This window comes from Streptomyces erythrochromogenes (genome assembly GCF_036170895.1).
Lineage (GTDB): Bacteria > Actinomycetota > Actinomycetes > Streptomycetales > Streptomycetaceae > Streptomyces > Streptomyces erythrochromogenes.
In genome coordinates this window covers 2,237,974-2,258,557 of the sequence record NZ_CP108036.1, presented here as the reverse complement: position 1 = coordinate 2,258,557, position 20,584 = coordinate 2,237,974, and the positions used below count along the sequence as shown (strand labels likewise).

The following is a 20,584-nucleotide window of genomic DNA, read 5'->3' as shown; positions in this document are numbered from 1 at the left end:
CCTTCCGCATGAGGTGCGGTCAGTGGGTGGGGGTCAGGAGGGCGGTTCTGGTGAGGGTGTGGAGGTCGGAGGCGAGGGCGCGGGCCACCTCCGGTTCCTGGGACTGGAGGTAGAAGTGGCCGCCCTCGAAGAAGCGGACCGTGAACTCCGCCGAGGTGTGCTCGCTCCACCGCAGCAGGCCCTCGCGCGGCACGTTGTGGTCCTGCGCCCCCGAGTAGGCGTACAGCGGGCAGGAGACGCGGGTGCCCGCCGCGCCGCGGTAGCTCTCCGCAGCCTTGAAGTCCGCGCGCAGGGAGGGCAGTACGGCCGCCATCAGGTCCTTGTCGGCCAGCAGTTCCGGCGGGGTGCCGGCCAGGTCGGAGATCGACGAGGCGAGGGCCTCGTCCTCCAGCAGGGACAGGCCGCGGCTCAGGTGGATCGCGGCCGCCGGCCGGCCCGAGACGATCACGCCGATCGGTGCGCGGCCCGGGTGCAGGCTCTCCAGCCGCAGGGCCACCTCGTACGCGACGATCGAGCCCAGGCTGTGCCCGAACAGCACGAGCGGGCGGCCCGCGCGGGGGAGGAGCGCCTCGACGACCCGGTCCGCCATCTCCCCGATGTCGTCGATGCAGCGCTCGCCGAGCCGGTCCTGGCGGCCCGGGTACTGCACGTTGAGCACCTCGGCGGCGCCGCACAGGGCCTGCGACAGGGTGTAGTAGCCCGTCGCCGAGCCGCCCGCGTGGGGGAAGACGACCAGCGTCGGCCCCTCCAACGGCGGCCGGTGGTACTGGCGCAGCCAGCCCGTCGGGTCGGCGCCGGGTCCGTAGGGTCGCTTCATCGCAGATCTCCGTTCGCGAGGACGTGCGGGCCGACGTCCGCGAGGGACGCGCAGCCGGTCAGGGCCAGGGCCAGCCCGAGGTCGGTGAGCAGGCAGCGCAGGACGTGCTCGACGCCGCGCCCGCCGTCGAGGCCGAGCCCGTACACGTACGGCCGGCCGTACAGGACGGCGTCCGCGCCCAGGGCCAGCGCCTTGAGGACGTCGCTGCCGGTGCGGACCCCGGAGTCCATCAGCACCGGTACGCCCGGGCCGACGGCCGCGCGCACCGCGGGCAGCGCGTCCAGGGCGGACACGCTGCCGTCGAGCTGGCGGCCGCCGTGCGTGGAGACGACCACGCCGTCCGCGCCGTGCTCCAGCGCCAGCCGGGCGTCGTCCGGGTGCAGGATCCCCTTCACGAGCAGCGGCAGCCGGGTCAGCCCGCGCAGCCGGGTCAGATCCTCCCAGGTCAGGGTGGGGTCGGTGGAGATCTGCGCCCACCGCAGGACGGTCTGGGTGGCGTCCGCGTCCGCCGGCAGACCGGCCCGGAAGGCGGGATCGCTCGTGAAGTTGGCGATGCCCGTCCCGCGCAGGAACGGCGAGTACCCGCTGTCGAGTTCCGCCGGACGGAAGCCGAGGTGGGTGGCGTCCACGGTGACGACGATGGCGCCGTAGCCGCTCGCCTCGGCGCGCCGCACCAGCGACTCGCCCACCGCCCGGTCCGAGGGCAGGTACAGCTGGAACCAGCGCGGGTGGTCGCCCGCCGCCCCGGCCACCTCCTCCAGCGTGCGCGAGGCGAACGTCGACAGCACCATCGGCACGCCGGTCGCCGCAGCGGCCCGCGCCGTGGCCGACTCGCCCTCCGGGTGGGCCACTTGCTGCGCGGCCAGCGGAGCCAGCAGGACGGGGACGGGCAGCCGCTGCCCGAACAGCGTCACCGAGGTGTCGGCACGGCGCGTGCCGCGCAGCATCCGCGGCACCAGCCGAAGGCGGTCGAAGGCCGCCCTGTTCGCCCGGCCCGTCGCCCCGGACCCGGCCGTGCCCGACACGTACGCGAAGGCCTCCGGGGCCATCACCCGGCCGGCCGCGGCCTCCAGGGCGGTCAGGTCGGTCGTCAGCCGCGGGGTCCGGCCCGCGAGACCCTCCAGCATGAGCTCCCGCACCAGGTCGGCCAGGGGCTCGGGACCCGGCGCCCCGGACGCCCCGGACGCCCCGGACGCCTCGGCCCGGGCCAGGTCCCCGCGGATCCGCTCCGTGACCGGCAGCGCGCTCTCCGCGGGCCGCTCCAGGAGCGCGAAGTGCCCGCCGGACAGCGTCACGACCTCGTGCCCGCGGGTGGTGTGGCGGGCCCAGTCGGCCATCTGGGACGGGGAGTTCTTCGGGTCCGCCGTGGCCAGGAGCACCGTGACGGGGGCCGCCACGGCGTGCTCCCGCGCGCAGCGGTGGCGCAGCAGCGCGCGATGGTCGGCGCGCAGCAGCCGCAGGATCTCGGCGGCGATCTCCGGATCGGCCAGCAGCGGTTCGGGAATGCCCCCGAGCCGCCGCAGCCCGGCGACCAGCTCCCCGTCGCCGACGAGGGCCAGGTCGGGCTCCTCCCAGTCCTGAGCCGGAGGCCGGGCCGCCGACACGAACAACCGGGCCGCGCCGCCGCGTTCCTCCAGCAGCCGGGCCGTCTCGAAGGCCACGAGGGCCCCCATGCTGTGGCCCAGCAGGAACAGCGGCCGGTCGTCGGGCGACGCGGCGAGCGCCCCGGCCACGCCCGCGGCCAGCTCGGAGAGGTCCTGCGCGCAGGGTTCGCCGCGCCGGTCCTGGCGGCCGGGGTACTGGACGGCGAGCAGCTCGACGTCCTCGGGCAGTGCGGCCGACAGCGCCACGAAGGCGTTCGCGGCCCCGCCCGCGTGCGGGAAGCACACCAGGCGGGCGGGCGCCGAGGCTCGGGGGTGATAGGTGCGCAGCCACCGGGACGGGTCGGCGGCACCGGCCGGTGAAACCGGGGCGGCCGTCGGGGTGTTGGTCATGCCCACGCGGAGTGATCCTCCTTCATAGAACCCAGTTCGGTCAGCAGCTCGCGCAGCCGCTCGCTCACGACGGCGCCCTGCGCCTCGCTCAGGGGCCGGTCGGCCACCGCGGCCTCCAGCCGGGCGATGTCCGCGAGCAGCGCCACGGTGACACCGGCGTCGTCGCCGGAGACCGGGGCAGCGGGGCCCGGGGCCGGGGCCGGGGCCGGGGCGGGGGCCTGGGCGACGTCCCCGGCCGGCTGCGGGAGTTGCTCCCGCAGGTGGACCACCAGCTCGGCCGGGGTCGGCCAGTCGTAGATGAACGTGGCGGGCAGCCGGACGCCCGTCGCCGCCGCCAGCCGGTTGCGCAGCTCCACCGCGGTCAGCGAGTCGAAGCCGAGCCGGTCGAAGGCACCGTCCCGGTCCACCGCCGCACCGGAGCCGTGCCCCAGCACGGCCGCGACCTCGTGGAGCACGCAGTCCAGCAGCCGGTCCCCGGTCGGCGAGGCCCCCTCGGCCGGAGCCGGAGCCGGCGCCGGCGCCTGCGCGGCGGCCCTCGCCGCCACGGACACCGGCGGCGCCGCCGGCAGCAGCCCCCGCAGCAGCGGCGGCACCGCCGCGCCCTGCCCGACCGCGGCCCGCAGCCCGTCGAGGTCCCAGCGCGCGGCCACCGCCACCGGACGGTCGCGGCGCACCGCGGCGTCCAGCAGGTCGAGCCCCTGCCCGGAGGTGATCGGGGCCACGCCCACCCGCGCCATGCGGGCGACGTCCGCGCCGGTCAGGCCGGCGCCCATGCCGCCGGCGCCCTCCCACAGGCCCCACACGACGGAGACCCCCGGCCGGCCCACCGAACGCCGCTGCTCCATCAGCCCGTCGAGGAAGGCGTTGCCGGCCGCGTACCCGGCCTGGCCCGGGGCGCTGAGGGTGCCCGCGAGGGAGGAGAAGGCGACGAACGCGTCCAGGCCGAGCGGCTCGGTGAGCTCGTGCAGGTTGAGCGCCGCGTCCACCTTGGGACGCAGGGTCCGCTCCAGGCTCCCGGCGGTCAGCGAGGTCAGCAGGCCGTCGTCCAGGACGCCCGCCGCGTGCACGACCCCGCCGACGCGGACCCCGTCGCCGGCCAGCTCGCCCAGGGCGGCGGCCAGCGCGTCCCGGTCGGCCGCGTCGCAGGCCACCGTACGGACGTCCGCGCCCAGCTCCCGCAGTGCGGCGACGTCCCGGGCGGCGTCCTCGCCGGGCAGCCCGCGGCCCATCAGGACCAGCTGCCGTATCCCGTGCCGCGCCACCAGGTGGCGGGCGGCGAGCCGGCCCAGCCAGCCGAGACCGCCGGTGACCAGGACGGCCCGGGAGGTGTCCCAGCGCTCGTCCTCGTCGGCCAGGTCCAGCACGACCTTGCCGATGTGCCGGGCCTCGCTCAGGTGGCGGAAGGCGTCCGGCGCCCGGCGCAGGTCCCAGGCCGCCACCGGCGGGGCCTGGAGCGCACCCCGCTCGAACAGGGCGAGGAGCTCGGCGAAGATCTCCCGGATCCGGTCCGGACCCGGGTCGCGCACGTCGTACGTCCGGTACACGACCCCCGGGTGCGCGGCCGCCACCTCGGCGGGCTCGCGCCGGTCGGTCTTGCCCATCTCCAGGAACCGGCCGCCGCGCGGCAGCAGGCGCAGCGAGGCGTCCGCGAAGTCCCCGGCGAGGGAGTTGAGCACCACGTCGACGCCCCGGCCCCCGGTCGCGGCGAGGAAGGACGGCTCGAAGTCCAGGGTGCGGGAGGAGGCGATGTGCCCGTCCGCGACCCCGGCGCCGCGCAGCGCCTCCCACTTGGCGGGGCTCGCGGTGGAGTACACCTCGGCGCCGAGGTGGCGCGCGATCTGGATCGCCGCCGTACCGACGCCGCCGGCGCCCGCGTGCACGAGCACCGACTCGCCCGCGCGCAGGTCCGCCAGGTCCACCAGTCCGTAGTAGGCCGTCAGATAGGTGACGGGGACCGCGGCCGCCTGCCGGAAGGACCAGCCCTCCGGGATCCGGGAGACGAACCGGCGGTCGGTGACCGACGTCGGACCGATGCCGTAGAACAGGCCCATCACCCGGTCTCCGGGCTGCAGGTCGGTGACACCGGGACCCACTTCGAGGACCGTGCCGGCGCCCTCGCCGCCCTGCCCCGAACCGCCCGCGTGCCCGTCCACGGACGCCGGGATCACCCCGAGGGAGAGCAGGACGTCACGGAAGTTCAGGCCCGCGACCCGCATCCGGACCCGCACCTGCCCCTCCTCCAGCGGGGCGGCCGCCTCCGGCCACGGCTTCAGTGCCAGGTTCGCGAAGGTCCCCTTGGCCACGTAGTCGAGGTGCCAGTGCGGGGTGTCGGCGGGCGGGACCAGCAGGTGCTCCGCATGGTCCGTGGCGAGCAGGGGACGGAAGGCGGCGCCGCCGCGCAGTGCGAGCTGCGGCTCCCCGGTGGCCAGCGCCGTCGCGACGGCCCGCCGGGAGGCGGGGGTGCCGTCCTCGTCGAGCACCGCGAACCGGTCGGGGTGCTCGGCCTGCGCGGAGCGCAGCAGGCCCCATACGGCGCGGTGGGACAGCTCGCCGGGCTGCTGCTCGCCGCCCAGGGTGACGGCGCCCCGGGTGAGGACCGCCAGCCGGGTCCCGGCCAGCCGCTCGTCCGTGACCAGCAGCCTGACCGTGTCGAGGACCCGGTGCAGGGCCGTACGCACGGCCGCGGCGCCGCCGCCCGGCGTGCCGCCGCCCGCGGGGAGCGGGCAGGGCAGCAGGAGCAGCGCGGGAGCGTCCGCCCCGGCGGACAGCGCCGCCAGCAGGTCGCCGGTGTCGGACAGGGCCCCGCCGAGGCCCAGTTCGTGCTCGTGCTCGTACGCGCCGAGCAGCGTCCAGCGGTGCGTGGCGGGTGCGGCGGGCAGCTCGGCCAGCTCCTCCCACACCGGCCACAGCAGGCCGTCGCCCGGTCCGGCCGGAGCCTCCAGGGCGCCCGCCGGGAGCGGGCGCAGCACCAGCGAGCCGATCGAGGCCACCGCCCGGCCCGAGTCGTCCGCGACGTCGATGCCCACCGCGTTCGCCCCGGCCGGCACGAGCCGGACCCGCAGGCGCGGGCCGCTCCCGCCGTGCGTGCGGACGCCGGACCAGGCGTACGGCAGGAACGTGCGCCCGTCGTCGCCGTCGGCCCCGTCGACCAGGCCGCCGAGCGCGATGGGGTGCAGGGCCGCGTCGAGCAGCGCCGGGTGCAGCCCGTAGCCGTCCGCCGCCGGCCCGGCCGCGGCGGGGAGCGCCACCTCGGCGAAGACCTCCTGCCCGCGCCGCCAGACGGCCCGTACCCCGCGGAAGGCCGGGCCGTAACCGAGGCCCTTGGCGCCGAGGACGCAGTAGAGGTCCTCGACCGGGCCGGGGACCGGCTCGGCGCCGCGCGGCGGCCACACCCCGGCCCAGTCCCCGCCGGCTTCGGCGGCAGGCTCCGGCGCCGGCCCGGAGCCGTCGCCGTCCGGCAGGACCGTGCCGTGGGCGTTGCGGGACCAGCCCTGCCCGTCGGCGTCGCCCTCGGGCCGGGAGTGGACGGAGACGGCCCGGCGGCCGGAGCCGTCCGTGCCGTCCGGGGCGGCCACGGACACCCGCAGCCGGACTTCGCCCTCCTCCGGCACCACCAGCGGCGCCTCCAGGACGAGTTCCTCGACCAGGGCGCAGCCCGCCTCCCCGGCGGCGCGCGCCACCAGGTCGAGCAGGCCGGTGCCGGGCAGCAGCACCCGGCCGCCCACACGGTGGCCGGCCAGCCACGGGTGGCGGGCCAGGGAAAGCCGCCCGGTCAGCAACAGACCCTCGGAATCAGGCAGTTCCACGGAGGCGCTCAGCATCGGGTGGTCGACCGCGACCAGCCCGGCCGACCGCACGTCCCCGGCCGCCGCCGGCCGGTCGATCCAGTACGGGCGGTGTTGGAAGGCGTACGTGGGCAGCTCCACCCGGCGGGCCCCGCGGTCAGCGAACAGGGCGGCCCAGTCCACGTCACCACCGCAGGCGTGCAGCCGCGCAACCGCCGTGAGCAGTGCGGTCACCTCCGGCAGGCGCCGCCGCAGCGACGGGATCAGCGTGTGGCCGGCCGGGCGCCCCCGGCCCGCGTCCTCCAGGCACTCCGCGGCCATCGAGGTCAGGTCGGTGCCCGGCCCCACCTCGACGAAGCGGGCGCAGCCCAGTTCGGCGAGGGCGGCCACGCCGTCCTGGAAGCGGACGGCGTGCCGTGCGTGCCGGACCCAGTACTCCGGGTCCGCGAGCTCGTCCGCGCCCACGGGGCGGCCGGTCAGGTCGGAGACGAAGGCGAGCTGCGGTTCCTTGAAGACCAGCCGCGCGACGACGGACCGCAGCTCCTCCAGGGCCGGTGCCATCAGCGGCGAGTGGAAGGCGTGGCTGACGCGCAGCCAGGTGGCCTTCCCGCCGGCCGCCTCGAAGCCCGCGACCACGCCGGCCAGGGCGTCGCGGTCGCCCGAGAGCACCGTGGCGGCCGGGCCGTTCAAGGCGCCGAGAGAGATCAGCTCCTCGTGGCCCGCGAGCAGGGCCGCCGCCTCCGCCTCGGAGGCGCGCAGGGCCACCATCGCCCCGCCCGACGGCAGCCGCTCCATGATCCGGCCGCGTACGGCGGCCAGTTCGGCCGCGTCCGCCAGCGACAGCGCCCCGGCCGTGTGCACGGCCGCGAGCGCGCCGACGGAGTGCCCGAGGACGGCGTCGGGCCGGATCCCCCAGGACTCCAGCAGCCGGAAGAGCGCCACCTCGAAGGCGAAGACCGCCGGCTGCGTGTAGCCGGTCCGGTGCAGCAGGGCGCCCTCGGGGCTGTCCTCGGCCGCGAGGACCACGTCCCGCAGCGGCCGCTCCAGGTGCGGGTCCAGAGCGGCGCACACCTCGTCGAACGCGGCCGCGTACACGGGGAACGCCTCGTACAGCTCCTGGCCCATCCGGGCCCGCTGGGCGCCCTGGCCGGCGAAGAGGAACGCGGTGCGGCCCTCGGCCGCCGTCGCCCGGACCACGTCCGCGCCGGGCACGCCGTCGGCCAGCGCCCGCAGCCCGTCGAGCAGTTCGTCGCGGTCCTCGGGGAGCAGCACCGCCCGGTGCGGCAGGTGCCCGCGGGTGGTGGCGAGGGAGAAGCCGACGTCCGCGAGCCCGTCGCCGTCCGCCTCGGTCAGGTGCTTGTACAGCCGGTCGGCCTGCGCCCGCAGCGCGGGCTCCCCGGCCGCCGACAGCACGACCGGAACGGGCGCCGGCGCGGCCGGGCGCCCGGCCGGGGCCGGCTCCGGCGCCGCCTGCGGCTCCGGCGCCTGCTCCAGGATGACGTGCGCGTTGGTACCGCTGATGCCGAAGGAGGACACCGCGGCCCGGCGCGGCCGCTCGCCCTGCCCGGGCCACGGGACCGCCTCGGTCAGCAGGGAGACGGCGCCGGCCGACCAGTCCACGTGCGGGGTGGCCTCGTCCACGTGCAGGGTCCGGGGCAGCAGCCCCTCGCGCAGCGCCATCGTCATCTTGATGACACCGCCGACCCCGGCGGCGGCCTGGGTGTGCCCGATGTTCGACTTCAGGGAGCCCAGGTGCAGCGGCCGGTCGGCCGGGCGCCCGCTGCCGTACGTGGCCAGCAGCGCCTGCGCCTCGATCGGGTCGCCCAGAGAGGTGCCCGTCCCGTGCGCCTCCACCGCGTCCACGTCGGCGGGCGTCAGCCCGGCCGCGGCCAGGGCGCGGCGGATGAGCTGCTCCTGCGCGGGGCCGCTGGGCGCGGTCAGCCCGTTGCTCGCACCGTCCTGGTTGACGGCCGAGCCGCGCACCACCGCCAGTACGGGGTGTCCGTTGCGGCGGGCGTCGGAGAGCCGTTCGACCAGCAGCAGACCGGCGCCCTCGGCCCAGCCGGTGCCGTCCGCGGAGGAGGAGAACGCCTTGCAGCGGCCGTCCGCGGCGAGTCCGCGCTGCCGGCTGAACTCCACGAACGGCATGGGCGTCGCCATCACCGTGGCGCCGCCGACCAGGGCCATCGAGGACTCGCCGCTGCGCAGCGAGGCGCACGCCAGGTGCAGGGCCACGAGCGAGGAGGAGCAGGCCGTGTCGACGGTGATGGCCGGGCCCTCCAGCCCGAAGGTGTAGGACAGCCGCCCGGAGGCCACGCTGCCGGCGCCGCCGACGCTCAGGAAGCCCTCGTACTCCTCCGGGGCGGGGGAGAACCGGTTCATGTAGTCGGCGTACATGGTGCCGACGAACACGCCCGTCCGGCTGCCGCGCAGGGTGGCCGGGTCGATGCCCGCGTGCTCGAACGCCTCCCACGCCGTCTCCAGCAGCAGGCGCTGCTGCGGGTCGATGCTGTGGGCCTCGCGCGGCGAGACGCCGAAGAACTCGGCGTCGAACTGCGCCGCCCCGTAGAGGAATCCGCCTTCCCGCGCGTACGAGGTGTGCGGCCGGTCCGGGTCGGGGTCGTACAGCTCCGCCAGGTCCCAGCCCCGGTCGGCGGGGAACGGGCCGACGGCGTCCACCTCGTCGGTGGTCAGCCGCCACAGGTCCTGGGGGGAACGGACGCCACCCGGGTAGCGGCAGGCCATCCCCACGATCGCGATCGGCTCGTGCTCGCGTTCCCTGATGCGGGTGTGGTCGGCCTTGAGCCGCTCGTTCTCCTTCAGCGCGGCCCGCAACGCCTCGACGACCTGCTGCTGGGTTGTGGAAGCCATCCTGTTCTCTCCGTACTTCCCTGTCGGGGTCTGGGTGTGGGTCTGGTTGCTCGGCCCGGGTCCGGAACGGGTCCGGACCCGGGCGGGGGGTGGGTGTCTTCCTCAGCTCTGGCCCAGGGCCAGGCGGACCAGGTCGTCGGCGCTCATCGAGTCCAGCGCGCTCTCACCCCCGCTCCTGTCCCCGCGCGCACCGTCCGGCCCTCCGGCGGCGTCCGCGGCCTCCTCGGGGGTGTCCTGCGCCGGGACCTCGGGGACGAGCGCCGCGCGCAGCCGGTCCGCCAGGGCGCCCGGCGTCGGGTGGTCGAAGACGAGCGTGGGCGGCAGCTTGACGCCGGTCGCGGCCGTCAGGCGGTTGCGCAGCTCGACCGCGGTGAGGGAGTCGAAGCCGAGGTCCTGGAACCGGCGGTCGGCCGCCACCCGGTCGCCGTCCGAGTGGCCCAGTACCGCGGCCACTTCGGTGCGTACGGCCTCGAGCAGGATGTGGTGGTGCTCCCGCCGGGGCGCCCGGGCCAGCCGCTCGTGCAGACCGGCCGCGGTGCTGCGGGCCGCCGCCCGCGCGGAACCCCCGGCGCGGCGGGCCGGGGCCAGCCCCCGCAGCAGGAACGCGACCGCGTCCGGATCCGCCGTCCGCAGGTCGAGGTGGGCCGCCGTCAGGACCGGGGCGCCGGAGGCGACGGCCGCGTCGAACAGGGCCAGGCCGTCCTCCGCGGACAGCGCCCCGATCCCGGAGCGGGCCAGACGCTTCAGGTCCGCCGCACCCAGGTCCCCGGTCAGCGTGCTCTCCTGCGCCCACAGGCCCCAGGCCAGCGACACGGCCGGCAGCCCTTCGGCGCGGCGCCGGCCGGCGAGGGCGTCCAGGAAGGCGTTGGCCGCCGCGTAGTTGCCCTGTCCCGCGGAGCCCAGGGTGCCGGCGAGGGAGGAGAAGAGGACGAACGCCGACAGCTCCATGCCCAGGTCCCGGGTCAGCTCGTGCAGGTGGAGGGCGGCGTCGGCCTTGGGCCGCAGCACCCCTTCCATCCGCTCCGGAGTGAGCCCCGCCAGGACCGAGTCGTCGGTGACACCCGCGGCGTGGACGACCGCGGTCAGCGGCCGGTCCGCGGGGACGGCGGCCAGCAGGGCGGCCAGCGCCGCCCGGTCGCCGGTGTCGCAGGCGGCGACGGTCACCTCCGCGCCCAGGGAGGCCAGTTCGGCCGTGAACTCCTCCGCGCCCGGGGTCGCCGGACCGCGCCGGCCGGTCAGCAGCAGCCGGCCCACGCCGTGCTGCTTGACCAGGTGCCGGGCCAGCAGCCGGCCCAGGGTGCCCAGACCGCCGGTGACCAGGACGTGGCTGTCCGCTCCGAACACCGCCGGGGCGTCCACGGCCGGGCCGGCGGGCCGGTGGCCGCGCAGGGCCGGCGCGGAAGCCCGTCCGGCCCGCAGGGCGAGCTGCGGCTGTGCCGAGGCCAGGGCCTGGGGGAGGACGCGTACGGACTCGGGCCGCCCGTCGGTGTCGACCAGGGCGAAGCGGCCGGGCTGTTCGGACTGCGCGGAGCGGACCAGGCCCCAGACCGCCGCCAGGGCGGGATCCGGGTGTTCGGTGTCCGCGACGGCGACCGCCCCCCGGGTGAGGACGGCGAGCCGGGAGTCCGCGAAGCGCTCGTCCGCCAGCCAGGCCTGGGCCAGTTCGAGGACCGCGAGCACGGTCCGGCCGCCGGCGTCCGGTACGGCGGCCAGGACCGAGGTCGGCACCGGGGCCCCGGCGTCGACCGCCGCCCGCAGCGCTTCCAGCCCCGGGTAGGTGCGTACGGCCACGCCGGCGGCGCGTACGGCGTCGGCGAGGGCTGCGCCGTCGCCGAGTACCGCCCACGGGCCGGCCGGTACGGGCGTCGCCGCCCGCAGCGGAGACCAGTGCAGTTCGAACAGCCCGGCCCCGTGGACCGGCCCGGCGGCGGCCGCCGCATCGGCCTGGAGCTCGCGCACCGCGAGGCCGCCGGCCGTGAACACCGGGACGCCGTTCTCGTCCGCGATCAGCAGCGCGTGCACCTCGCCCGGCCCCCGCCGCAGGCGGACCCGCAGCCGTGCCGCACCGCAGGCCCGCAGGGCCAACGCGCTCCACGCGAAGGGCACCACCAGCCGGTCCCCTGCGCCGGGCCCGACCAGTGCCGTGTGCAGGGCGGCGTCGAGGGCGGCGGGGTGGAGGGCGAAGCCTTCGGTGCCGGTGCCGGTGCCGGTGCCGGTGCCGGTGCCGGTGCCGCTGTCCGTGTCGGGGAGGGCGATCTCGGCGTAGACGTCGGTGCCGTGCTGCCAGGCCTTGCGCAGCCCCTGGAAGGCGGGCCCGTACGCGTATCCGCGCTCGGCGAGCCGGGGATAGAGGCCGTCGACGGGGATCTCGGTGGCGCCCAGGGGCGGCCAGACGGCGAGGTCGGGCTCCTCGCCCGTCGCCACGGGAACGTCGTCGGCCAGCAGGCCGGAAGCGTGCCGCACCCAGGCACCGTCCGCGGTCCCCTCCGGCCGGGAGTGCAGGGCGAGGGGACGCGTCCCGTCCTCACCGGCCGCACCCACCATGAGCTGGAGGGCGACACGTCCGTCGAGCGCCAGCGGCTGTTCGAGCGTGAGCTCGGCGACCTCCGCGGCTCCCGTCCGGCCGGCCGCGTACAGGGCGAGCTCGGCGACGGCCGCACCGGGCAGCAGCGGCCGACCCAGGACGGTGTGCTCCGAGAGCCACGGGTGGACCTCGGCATCAAGGGTCCCGGTGAACAACCACCCCTGTCCCGCCGCGAGTTCGACCGCCCCGTCCAGCAGCGGATGCCCGCCGGCCGGCTTCGGTGCCGCGGGGGCCGCCGGAGCGCTCAGCCAGTAGCTGTCGCGCTGGTACGGGTACGTGGGCAGGGCGACGGCCCGGCCGTCGGGCAGGAACCCGTCCCACCGCACGTCCCGGCCCCGTACGTGGGCCTCCGCGAGCGCCGCCGCGAGGGTCGCGCCCTCGGGCCGGCCCTTGCGCAGCAGCGGGGCCGCGGCGACCGGCTGCCCGGCCGCCCGGCCGGTCTCCGGCTCCCCGGAGGCCAGGATCGTACGGGTCATGGCGGTGAGCACGCTGTCCGGGCCGAGCTCCAGGAATGTGGTGACGTTCTGGTTTCGGAGGTGCTGGATGGCGTCGTTGAAGCGGACGGTGTGGCGCAGGTGTTGGACCCAGTAGTGGGGGTCGGTGAGTTGTTCGGTGGTGGCGGGCTCTCCGGTGAGGTTGGAGATGATGGGGATGGTGGGGGCGTGGTAGGTCAGTTCGGCGGCGGTGGTGCGGAAGTCGTTGAGGATGGCGTCCATGTGGGGTGAGTGGAAGGCGTGGCTGACGTTGAGTTGTTTGGTGCGTCGGCCGTTGTTGCGCCAGGTGGTGGCGAGTTGGTGGGCTGCGTCGTGGTCGCCGGTGATGACGGTGGAGTGGGGGGTGTTGATCGCGGCGATGTCGAGGTGGCCGTGGTGGGTGGGGAGGGTGTTGCGTATCTCGGTTTCGGTGGCTTCGATGGCGATCATGGCGCCGCCGGAGGGGGCGGACTGCATCAGGCGGCCGCGGGTGGCGACGAGCTTGCAGGCGTCGTCGAGGGAGAGCACCCCCGCGACGTGCGCGGCGGCCAGCTCGCCCACCGAATGGCCGAGGAGGTGGTCGGGGGTCAGCCCGTACTCCTCCACGAGCCGGAACAGCGCGACCTCGACGGCGAACAGCGCGGGCTGGGTGTACTGCGTCCTGTCGAGGAGCGCGGCCTGCTCGCTCCCCTCCTCGGAGAGGATCAGCTCCCTGAGCGACCGGCCCAGGTGCACGTCCATCCGTGCGCAGACCTCGTCCAGGGCGCGGGCGTAGACGGGGTGGGTCCCGTACAGCTCACGGCCCATGCCGGGCCGCTGACTGCCCTGCCCCGTGAAGAGGAAGGCCATCCCGGAGGTCCCGGCCGCCCGGTCCGGATCCCCGGTCACCAGCTGCGGCGCGGATTCGCCGCGGGCCAGCGCGTCCAGGCCGGCCAGCAGGGCGGCCGGGTCGTCGGCGAGGACGACGGCACGGTCCGGGAGCGCGGCCCGCGTGGTGGCCAGGGCGTGGCCGATGTCCAGGTGCGCGAGGCCGAAGCCGCCGTCCGAGCCGGCCTCGGCGGCCGACCGCCGCAGCAGCGCGGCCTGGGCGCGCAGGCCGTCCGCACCGCGGCCGGAGACCACCCACGGCAGAGGTGAGGGAAGCGCTGCCTCGCGGGCGGGCTCGGGTGCGGTGGCGGGGGCCTGTTCGAGGACGACGTGGGCGTTGGTTCCGCTGATCCCGAAGGAGGAGACCGCCGACCGGCGGGGCCGGTCGGTCTCCGGCCACGGGGTGCGCTCGGTCAGCAGCGAGACCGCGCCGCTCGACCAGTCCACGTGCGGGGTCGGAGCGTCGACGTGCAGGGTCTGGGGGAGTATGCCGTGGCGCATGGCCATGACCATCTTGATGACGCCGCCGACGCCCGCGGCGGCCTGGGAGTGGCCGATGTTGGACTTGAGCGAGCCGAGGTGCAGGGGCCGGTCGGTGTCGCGGTCCTGTCCGTAGGTGGCGAGGATGGCCTGGGCTTCGATGGGGTCGCCGAGGGTGGTTCCGGTGCCGTGGGCCTCGACGGCGTCGACGTCGGCGGCCGACAGGCCGGAGGCGGCGAGGGCTTCGCGGATCACTCGTTCCTGGGAGGGGCCGTTGGGTGCGGTGAGGCCGTTGCTGGCGCCGTCCTGGTTGACGGCGGATCCGCGGACCACGGCCAGTACGGGGTGTCCGTTGCGGCGGGCGTCGGAGAGCCGCTCCAGGAGCAGTACGCCCACACCCTCGCTCCAGGTCGTCCCGTCCGCCGAGGCGGAGAACGACTTCACCCGGCCGTCGGGCGCGAGGCCGCGCTGTCGGCTGAACTCCACGAAGGGCCGCGGAGTGGCCATCACGGTGGCACCGCCCGCCACGGCCAGGCTGCACTCGCCCTGGCGCAGGGCCTGGGCGGCCAGGTGCAGGGCCACGAGCGAGGAGGAGCAGGCCGTGTCGACGGTGATGGCCGGGCCCTCCAGCCCGAAGGTGTAGGACAACCGCCCGGAGGCGACGCTGCCGGCACTGCCCGTGCTCAGGTAGCCCTCGTACTCGACCGGGACGGAGGACAGCCGGGAAGCGTAGTCGTCGTACATGGTGCCGACGAACACGCCCGTCCGGCTGCCGCGCAGGGTGGCCGGGTCGATGCCCGCGTGCTCGAAGCTCTCCCAGGCGGTCTCCAGGAGCAGGCGCTGCTGCGGGTCGATCGCGTACGCCTCACGCGGCGAAACCCCGAAGAACTCGGCGTCGAAACGGTCGGCGTCGTAGAGGAATCCGCCGTGCCGGGTGTAGCTCTTGCCCGCCCGGGTGGGGTCGGGGTCGTAGAGGCCGTCGACGTCCCAGTCGCGGTTGGTGGGGAAGGGGCCGATGGCGTCGGTGCCGTCGGCGACGAGCCGCCACAGGTCGTCGGGGGAACGGGTGTCGCCCGGGTAGCGGCAGGCCATGCCGACGATCACGATCGGGTCGTCCCGGCCGACGCCGGAGCCGGCCCCGGATCCGTTCGCGTCCTGCCGCTCGGACCGGGCCGCCGCCTCCCCGGCGATCTTGCCGAGCTCGGCGACGACGAAGTCCGTGAGGGCGCCGGGGGTGGGGTGGTCGAAGACGGCGGTGGCGGGAACGGCGATGCCGCTGTCCGAGGCCAGCCTGCGCCGCAGCTCCATGCCGGTCAGGGAGTCCATGCCCAACTGGATGAACGGGCCGCTGTCGTTGACGGCGGAGGGCCCCGCGAGGCCGAGGACGGCCGCGACCGTGGCCCGTACGAGTTCCAGCGCCGCCCGACGGCGGTCGCCGGGGGCGAGCGCGGCGGTGCGCTCGGCCCAGGAAGAACCGGCGGCCGCGGCGGCCCGGCGGCGCGGCGCGCGGACCAGGGTGCGCAGCAGCGCCGGCGCCGTCGCCTCCGGGGCGCGCAGCGCCTGGAGGTCCAACTCGATTGGCACCAGAACCGGTTGCCCGGCGCCGAGAGCGGCGTCGAACAGCTCCATGCCGCGTTCGGGGGTCAGCGGAAGGATGCCCTTGTCGGCCCACCGCTTCATGTCGGCGTCCGAGAACTGGGCGGCCATGCTGCCGGTGCTCGTGTCCCAGAGTCCCCAGGCGAGGCTGGTGGCGGGGAGGTTGTGGTGGTGGCGGTGGTGGGCGAGTGCGTCGAGGTAGGTGTTGGCGGCGGCGTAGTTGGCTTGGCCGGGGTTTCCGATGAGTCCGGCGATGGAGGAGAAGAGGATGAAGTGGGTGAGGTTGTGGTTCTGGGTGAGTTGGTGGAGGTGGTGGGCGGTGTCGGTTTTGGGGTGGAGGACGTGGGTGACGTGGTGGGGGGTGAGGTTGTCGAGGGTGGCGTCGTTGAGGGTGCCTGCGGCGTGGATGACGGTGGTGAGGGGGTGGTCGGTGGGGATGGTGTCGAGGAGGTTTTTGAGTGCTTGGCGGTTGGAGGTGTCGCAGGCGGTGATGGTGATGTGGGCGCCGGCTGCGGTGAGTTCGTCGTGGAGTTGTCGGGCTCCGGGTGCGTTGGGGCCGGTGCGGCTGGTGAGGAGGAGGTGTTTGGCGCCGTGGTGGGTGACGAGGTGGCGGGCGAGGATGTGGCCGAGTCCGCCGGTGCCGCCGGTGATGAGGACCGTGCCCTCCGGGTCCAGCGCGGTGCCCGGGGTGGTGGGGGTGTTCTCGAGGCGGGGGGTGTGGAGTCGGCCGTCGCGGAGGGCGTACTGGGTGTCGGGGTGGGTGGCTGCGGTGTGGGCTGCCGCGGCGAGGTGCTCGGTGTTGTCGATGTCGAGGAGGGTGATGCGGCCCGGGTATTCGTTCTGCGCGGTGCGGACGAGGCCGGTGAGGGCGGCCGCGGGCAGGTCGTGGATGTCCTCGTCGGTGGTGAGGGCGGTGGCGCCGCGGGTGAGGACGACGATCCGGGTGGAGTCGAGCGCGGTGTCGGCCAGGAGTTCCTGGAGGGTGGCCAGGGTGCTCTGAACCGCCCCGTGCACCTCCGTGAAGCTCTCCGACAGGGCTATGAAGGACGGCAGTTGGGCGCCGTCGCTCAGAGCCGTCCGTAGTTCGGCGACGTCGGCGTACGCGTCACCCGAGACGGCCGCCGCCAACCCGTGCGGATCGGACCCCAGCACAGCCCACAGCCCCGCCGCGGTCTCCGCGGCCGCCCGCGGAACGGGCTTCCACACCAGCCGGTGCAGCCCGGAGTGCCGCCCCGCGCTCGCGCTCTGCGCGGCACGGAGGTCACCGGCCGGACGCAGTGTGATCGAGTCGATCGTGACGACGGGCCGGCCCTCGGGGTCCGTCGCGGTCAGCGACGCGGTGTTGGCGTCGACCGGAACCACGTGCACGCGCAGCGCGGTCGCACCCGCGGCGTGCAGGGTGACCCCGCTGAAGGAGAACGGGATGGCCAGCTCGGTGCCGTCACCGAGCAGCATCGCGTGCAGGGCCGCGTCGAGGAGCGCCGGGTGGATCGCGAAGGCCGAGGCGTCGGCGTGCTGGTCCTGCGTGAGGGAGACCTCCGCGAACCGCTCCTCGCCCGACAGCCAGGCACGGCCCAAGCCCTGGAAGACCGGCCCGTACTCGTAACCGCGGTCGGCGAGGCGCTCGTAGACGTCGTCGAGGGGGACCGGCCGCGCGCCCTGCGGCGGCCAGGCCGGCGCGGCGGCGGGGACCGGGTGCTCGCCGGTGGCCAGTACGCCCGAGGCGTGCCGGGTCCACTCCGCGTCGCCCGCGCCCTCGGGGCGGGAGTGGACGGTGACGGACCGGGTGCCCGACTCCTCGGCCGGTCCGAGCGCGACCTGGAGGTGGACGCCGCCCTCCTCGGGGACGAGCAGCGGAGCCTCCAGCACCAGCTCCCGGAGCCGGTCGTGGCCGAAGCGGTCGCCCGCGGAGACGGCCATGTCGACGAGGGCGGTGCCGGGCAGCAGGACCGTGCCGACGACCGCGTGGTCGACGACCCAGGGGTGGGTACGGCGTGAGACACGGCCCGTGAACAGCACGCCCTCACGGTCGGCGAGGCTGGTCACCGCGCCCAGCAGCGGGTGCTCCGCCGGCGTGAGGCCCAGCCCGGACGGGTCCTCCGCCGTGACCGGGGTGTCGAGCCAGAACCGGCTCCGCTGGAAGGCGTACGTCGGCAGCTGGACCCGGCGGGCGCCCGTACCGGCGAACACGGCGGACCAGTCGACGCCGATGCCGTGGCAGTGGGCCTCGCCGAGCGCGAGCAGCAGCCGCCCGGCCTCGTCCTCGTCGCGGCGCAGGGTACCCAGGGCGGTGCCCCGCACACCCGCCTCGTCGAGGGCGGCCTGCACTCCGATGGTGAGCACCGGGTGCGGGCTGACCTCGATGAACGTGTGGTGCCCGGCCGCGAGGAGCTCCCCGACCGCCTGCTCGAACTGCACGGTCTCACGCAGGTTCTGGTACCAGTACCCGGCGCCCATCACGCTCGCGTCGAGCAGCAGCGCCCCGGTCAGCGACGAGTAGACCGGTACGTCTCCCGGGCCCGCCCCGATCCCGTCGAGGAGCCGCGCCAGCTCGCCCTCCAGCTCTTCCACGTGGGCCGAGTGGGAGGCGTAGTCCACATCGACGAGACGGGCCCGCGCCCCCTCCTCCTTGGCCCGGGCCAGGAACTCGCGCAGGGCCTCCGGGTCGCCGGAGACCACGGTCTGGGCCGGGCCGTTGACCGCGGCGACGGAGATCCTGCCCTGCCAGGCGCCGATGCGCTCGCGCACCCACGCGGCCGGCTGGGCCACGGACATCATGCCGCCGCGGCCCGACAGCACGGTCAGCGCGCGGCTGCGCAGCGCCACGACGCGGGCGGCGTCCTCGACGCTCAGTACGCCGGCCACGCAGGCCGCCGCGATCTCGCCCTGCGAGTGGCCGATCACGGCGGCCGGTTCGACCCCCAGCGAGCGCCACACCGCGGCCAGGGACACCATCACCGACCACAGGACGGGCTGTACGACGTCCACGCGCTCGAAGCCGGGAGCCCCCTGCGCGCCCCGGACGACATCCAGGAGCGACCAGTCGACCAGCGGGTCCAGCGCCGCCGCGCACTCGGCCATCCGGCGGGCGAACACCGGGGAGGACTCCAGCAGGCCGGCCGCCATGCCCACCCACTGCGCGCCCTGCCCCGGGAAGACGAACACGGGGCGGGCCGCGGGCCGGCTCTGCCCGGTGACCAGGCCTCGGGCGGTGGCGCCCTCGACCAGTGCCCGCAGGCCCTGCTCCAGCTCCGCGCGGTCACCGGCGACCACCGCGGCCCGCCGGTCGAAGTGGGCGCGGCCGACGGCGAGGGAGCGGCCGATGTCCGCGAGGGGGACGCCGGGGTTGTCGCGCAGGTGGTCCAGGAGCCTGCCGGCCTGGGCCCGCAGTGCCTGGTCGGTCTTCGCGGACACGAGGAAGGGGACGGGCGCGCCATCGGCGGGCACCTCTTCGGCGGGCGCGGCTCCGCCGGCCTCCGGTTCCGCGGCCTGCTCCAGGACGAGGTGGGCGTTGGTGCCGCTGACACCGAAGGAGGAGACGCCGGCCCGGCGCGGCCGGTCGCCCGCCGGCCACGGCACGGCCTCGGTCAGCAGCGAGACCGCTCCGCTCGACCAGTCCACGTGCGAGGTCGGGGCGTCCACGTGGAGGGTGCGCGGCAGCAGGCCGTTGCGGATCGCCATGACCATCTTGATGACGCCGCCCACGCCGGCGGCGGCCTGGGTGTGCCCGATGTTCGACTTCAGCGAGCCCAGGAACAGCGGGCGGCCGGGGTCACGGTCCTGTCCGTAGGTGGCCAGGACGGCCTGGGCCTCGATGGGGTCGCCGAGCCGGGTGCCCGTACCGTGCGCCTCGACGGCGTCGACGTCCGCGGCCGACAGGCCGGAGGCGGCCAGGGCCTCACGGATGACCCGCTCCTGGGAGGGACCGCTGGGGGCGCTCAGCCCGTTGCTGGCGCCGTCCTGGTTGACGGCCGAGCCGCGGATGACCGCGAGGACCTCGTGCCCGTTGCGCCGCGCGTCGGAGAGCCGCTCCAGCAGCAGCATGCCGGCGCCCTCGCCCCAGCCCGTACCGTCCGCCGCCTCCGCGAACGACTTGCAGCGGCCGTCCACCGACAGTCCGCGCTGGCGGCTGAACTCCACGAACATGCCGGGGGTTGCCATCACCGTCACACCGCCGGCCAGGGCCAGTTCGCACTCCCCGGCCCGCAGCGCCTGGGCGGCCGTGTGCAGCGCCACGAGCGAGGCCGAGCACGCGGTGTCGACGGTGACGGCCGGGCCCTCCAGACCGAGGGTGTAGGAGGCGCGGCCGGAGACCACGCTCGTGTACGTGCCGGTCAGCAGGTAGCCGCCGACGCCCTCGCCCGCCTCGTGCAGCCGCGGACCGTAGTCCTGCGCCATGGCGCCGACGTACACGCCGGTACCGCTGCCGCGCAGCGCCGCCGGATCGATCCCGGCGCGCTCCACGGCCTCCCACACGGTTTCGAGCACCATGCGCTGCTGCGGGTCCATGGCCGTGGCCTCGCGCGGGCTGATCCCGAAGAACTCGGCGTCGAACCGGTCGACGTCGTGCAGGAACCCGCCCCGGCGGGTGTACGAGGTGCCCGCGCGGTCGGGGTCCCCGTCGAAGAGGGTCTCCAGGGCCCAGCCGCGGTTGCCGGGGAACTCGGAGACGGCGTCGCGCTCCTCCACGAGCAGCCGCCACAGGTCCTCGGGGGACTCCACCCCGCCCGGGAAGCGGCACGCCATGGAGACGATCGCGACGGGCTCATCGGAGCCGTGGTCCCGGCGCGGGACGGACCGGGAGACGGGCCGGTGCGCGGCCACCGTCCCGGAGAGCTCGGCGAGCCGGGCGACCAGCTTCTCGGGGGTGGGCCGGTCGAACAGCAGGGTGGTGGGCAGCTTCAGACCGGTGGCGGCGACGAGCCGGTTGCGCAGTTCCACCGCGGTCGCGGAGTCGAACCCGAGCTCCTGGAAGGTGCGGGCGGGGTCGATGTCCGCGCCCGTGCCGCGGCCGAGGACCAGGGCCGCCTCGGAGCGCACCAGGTCCATCAGGAACCGGGCCGTGCGCTCGGGGTCACCGCCGGTCCCGAAGGGGTCGCCGGTGGCGGACGTACCGG

The 20,584-nt window shown here is 75.9% G+C and carries 3 protein-coding genes and 1 pseudogene; all 4 read right to left on the bottom strand.

Going from position 1 to position 20,584, the window contains the following annotated elements:
- Positions 1 to 19: 19 nt before the first annotated feature.
- A complete protein-coding gene (locus OHA91_RS10215; RefSeq protein ID WP_328739122.1) occupies positions 20 to 817 on the bottom strand; it encodes a thioesterase II family protein in 798 nt (265 codons plus the stop codon).
- Entirely contained in the window at positions 814 to 2,811 is a 1,998-nt protein-coding gene (locus OHA91_RS10210; protein WP_328741114.1) for an alpha/beta fold hydrolase, read from the bottom strand. The genes OHA91_RS10215 and OHA91_RS10210 overlap by 4 nt, the downstream gene beginning before the upstream one ends.
- Positions 2,808 to 9,434 (bottom strand): annotated as a pseudogene (locus OHA91_RS10205) (SDR family NAD(P)-dependent oxidoreductase); the annotation flags it as partial. The gene OHA91_RS10210 and the pseudogene OHA91_RS10205, both read right to left, overlap by 4 nt.
- Before the next feature lie 135 nt (positions 9,435 to 9,569).
- Positions 9,570 to 20,507, bottom strand: a complete 10,938-nt coding sequence (locus tag OHA91_RS10200) for a type I polyketide synthase (RefSeq protein ID WP_456293594.1) — start codon at positions 20,505 to 20,507, stop codon at positions 9,570 to 9,572.
- Between the last annotated feature and the right edge of the window lie 77 nt (positions 20,508 to 20,584).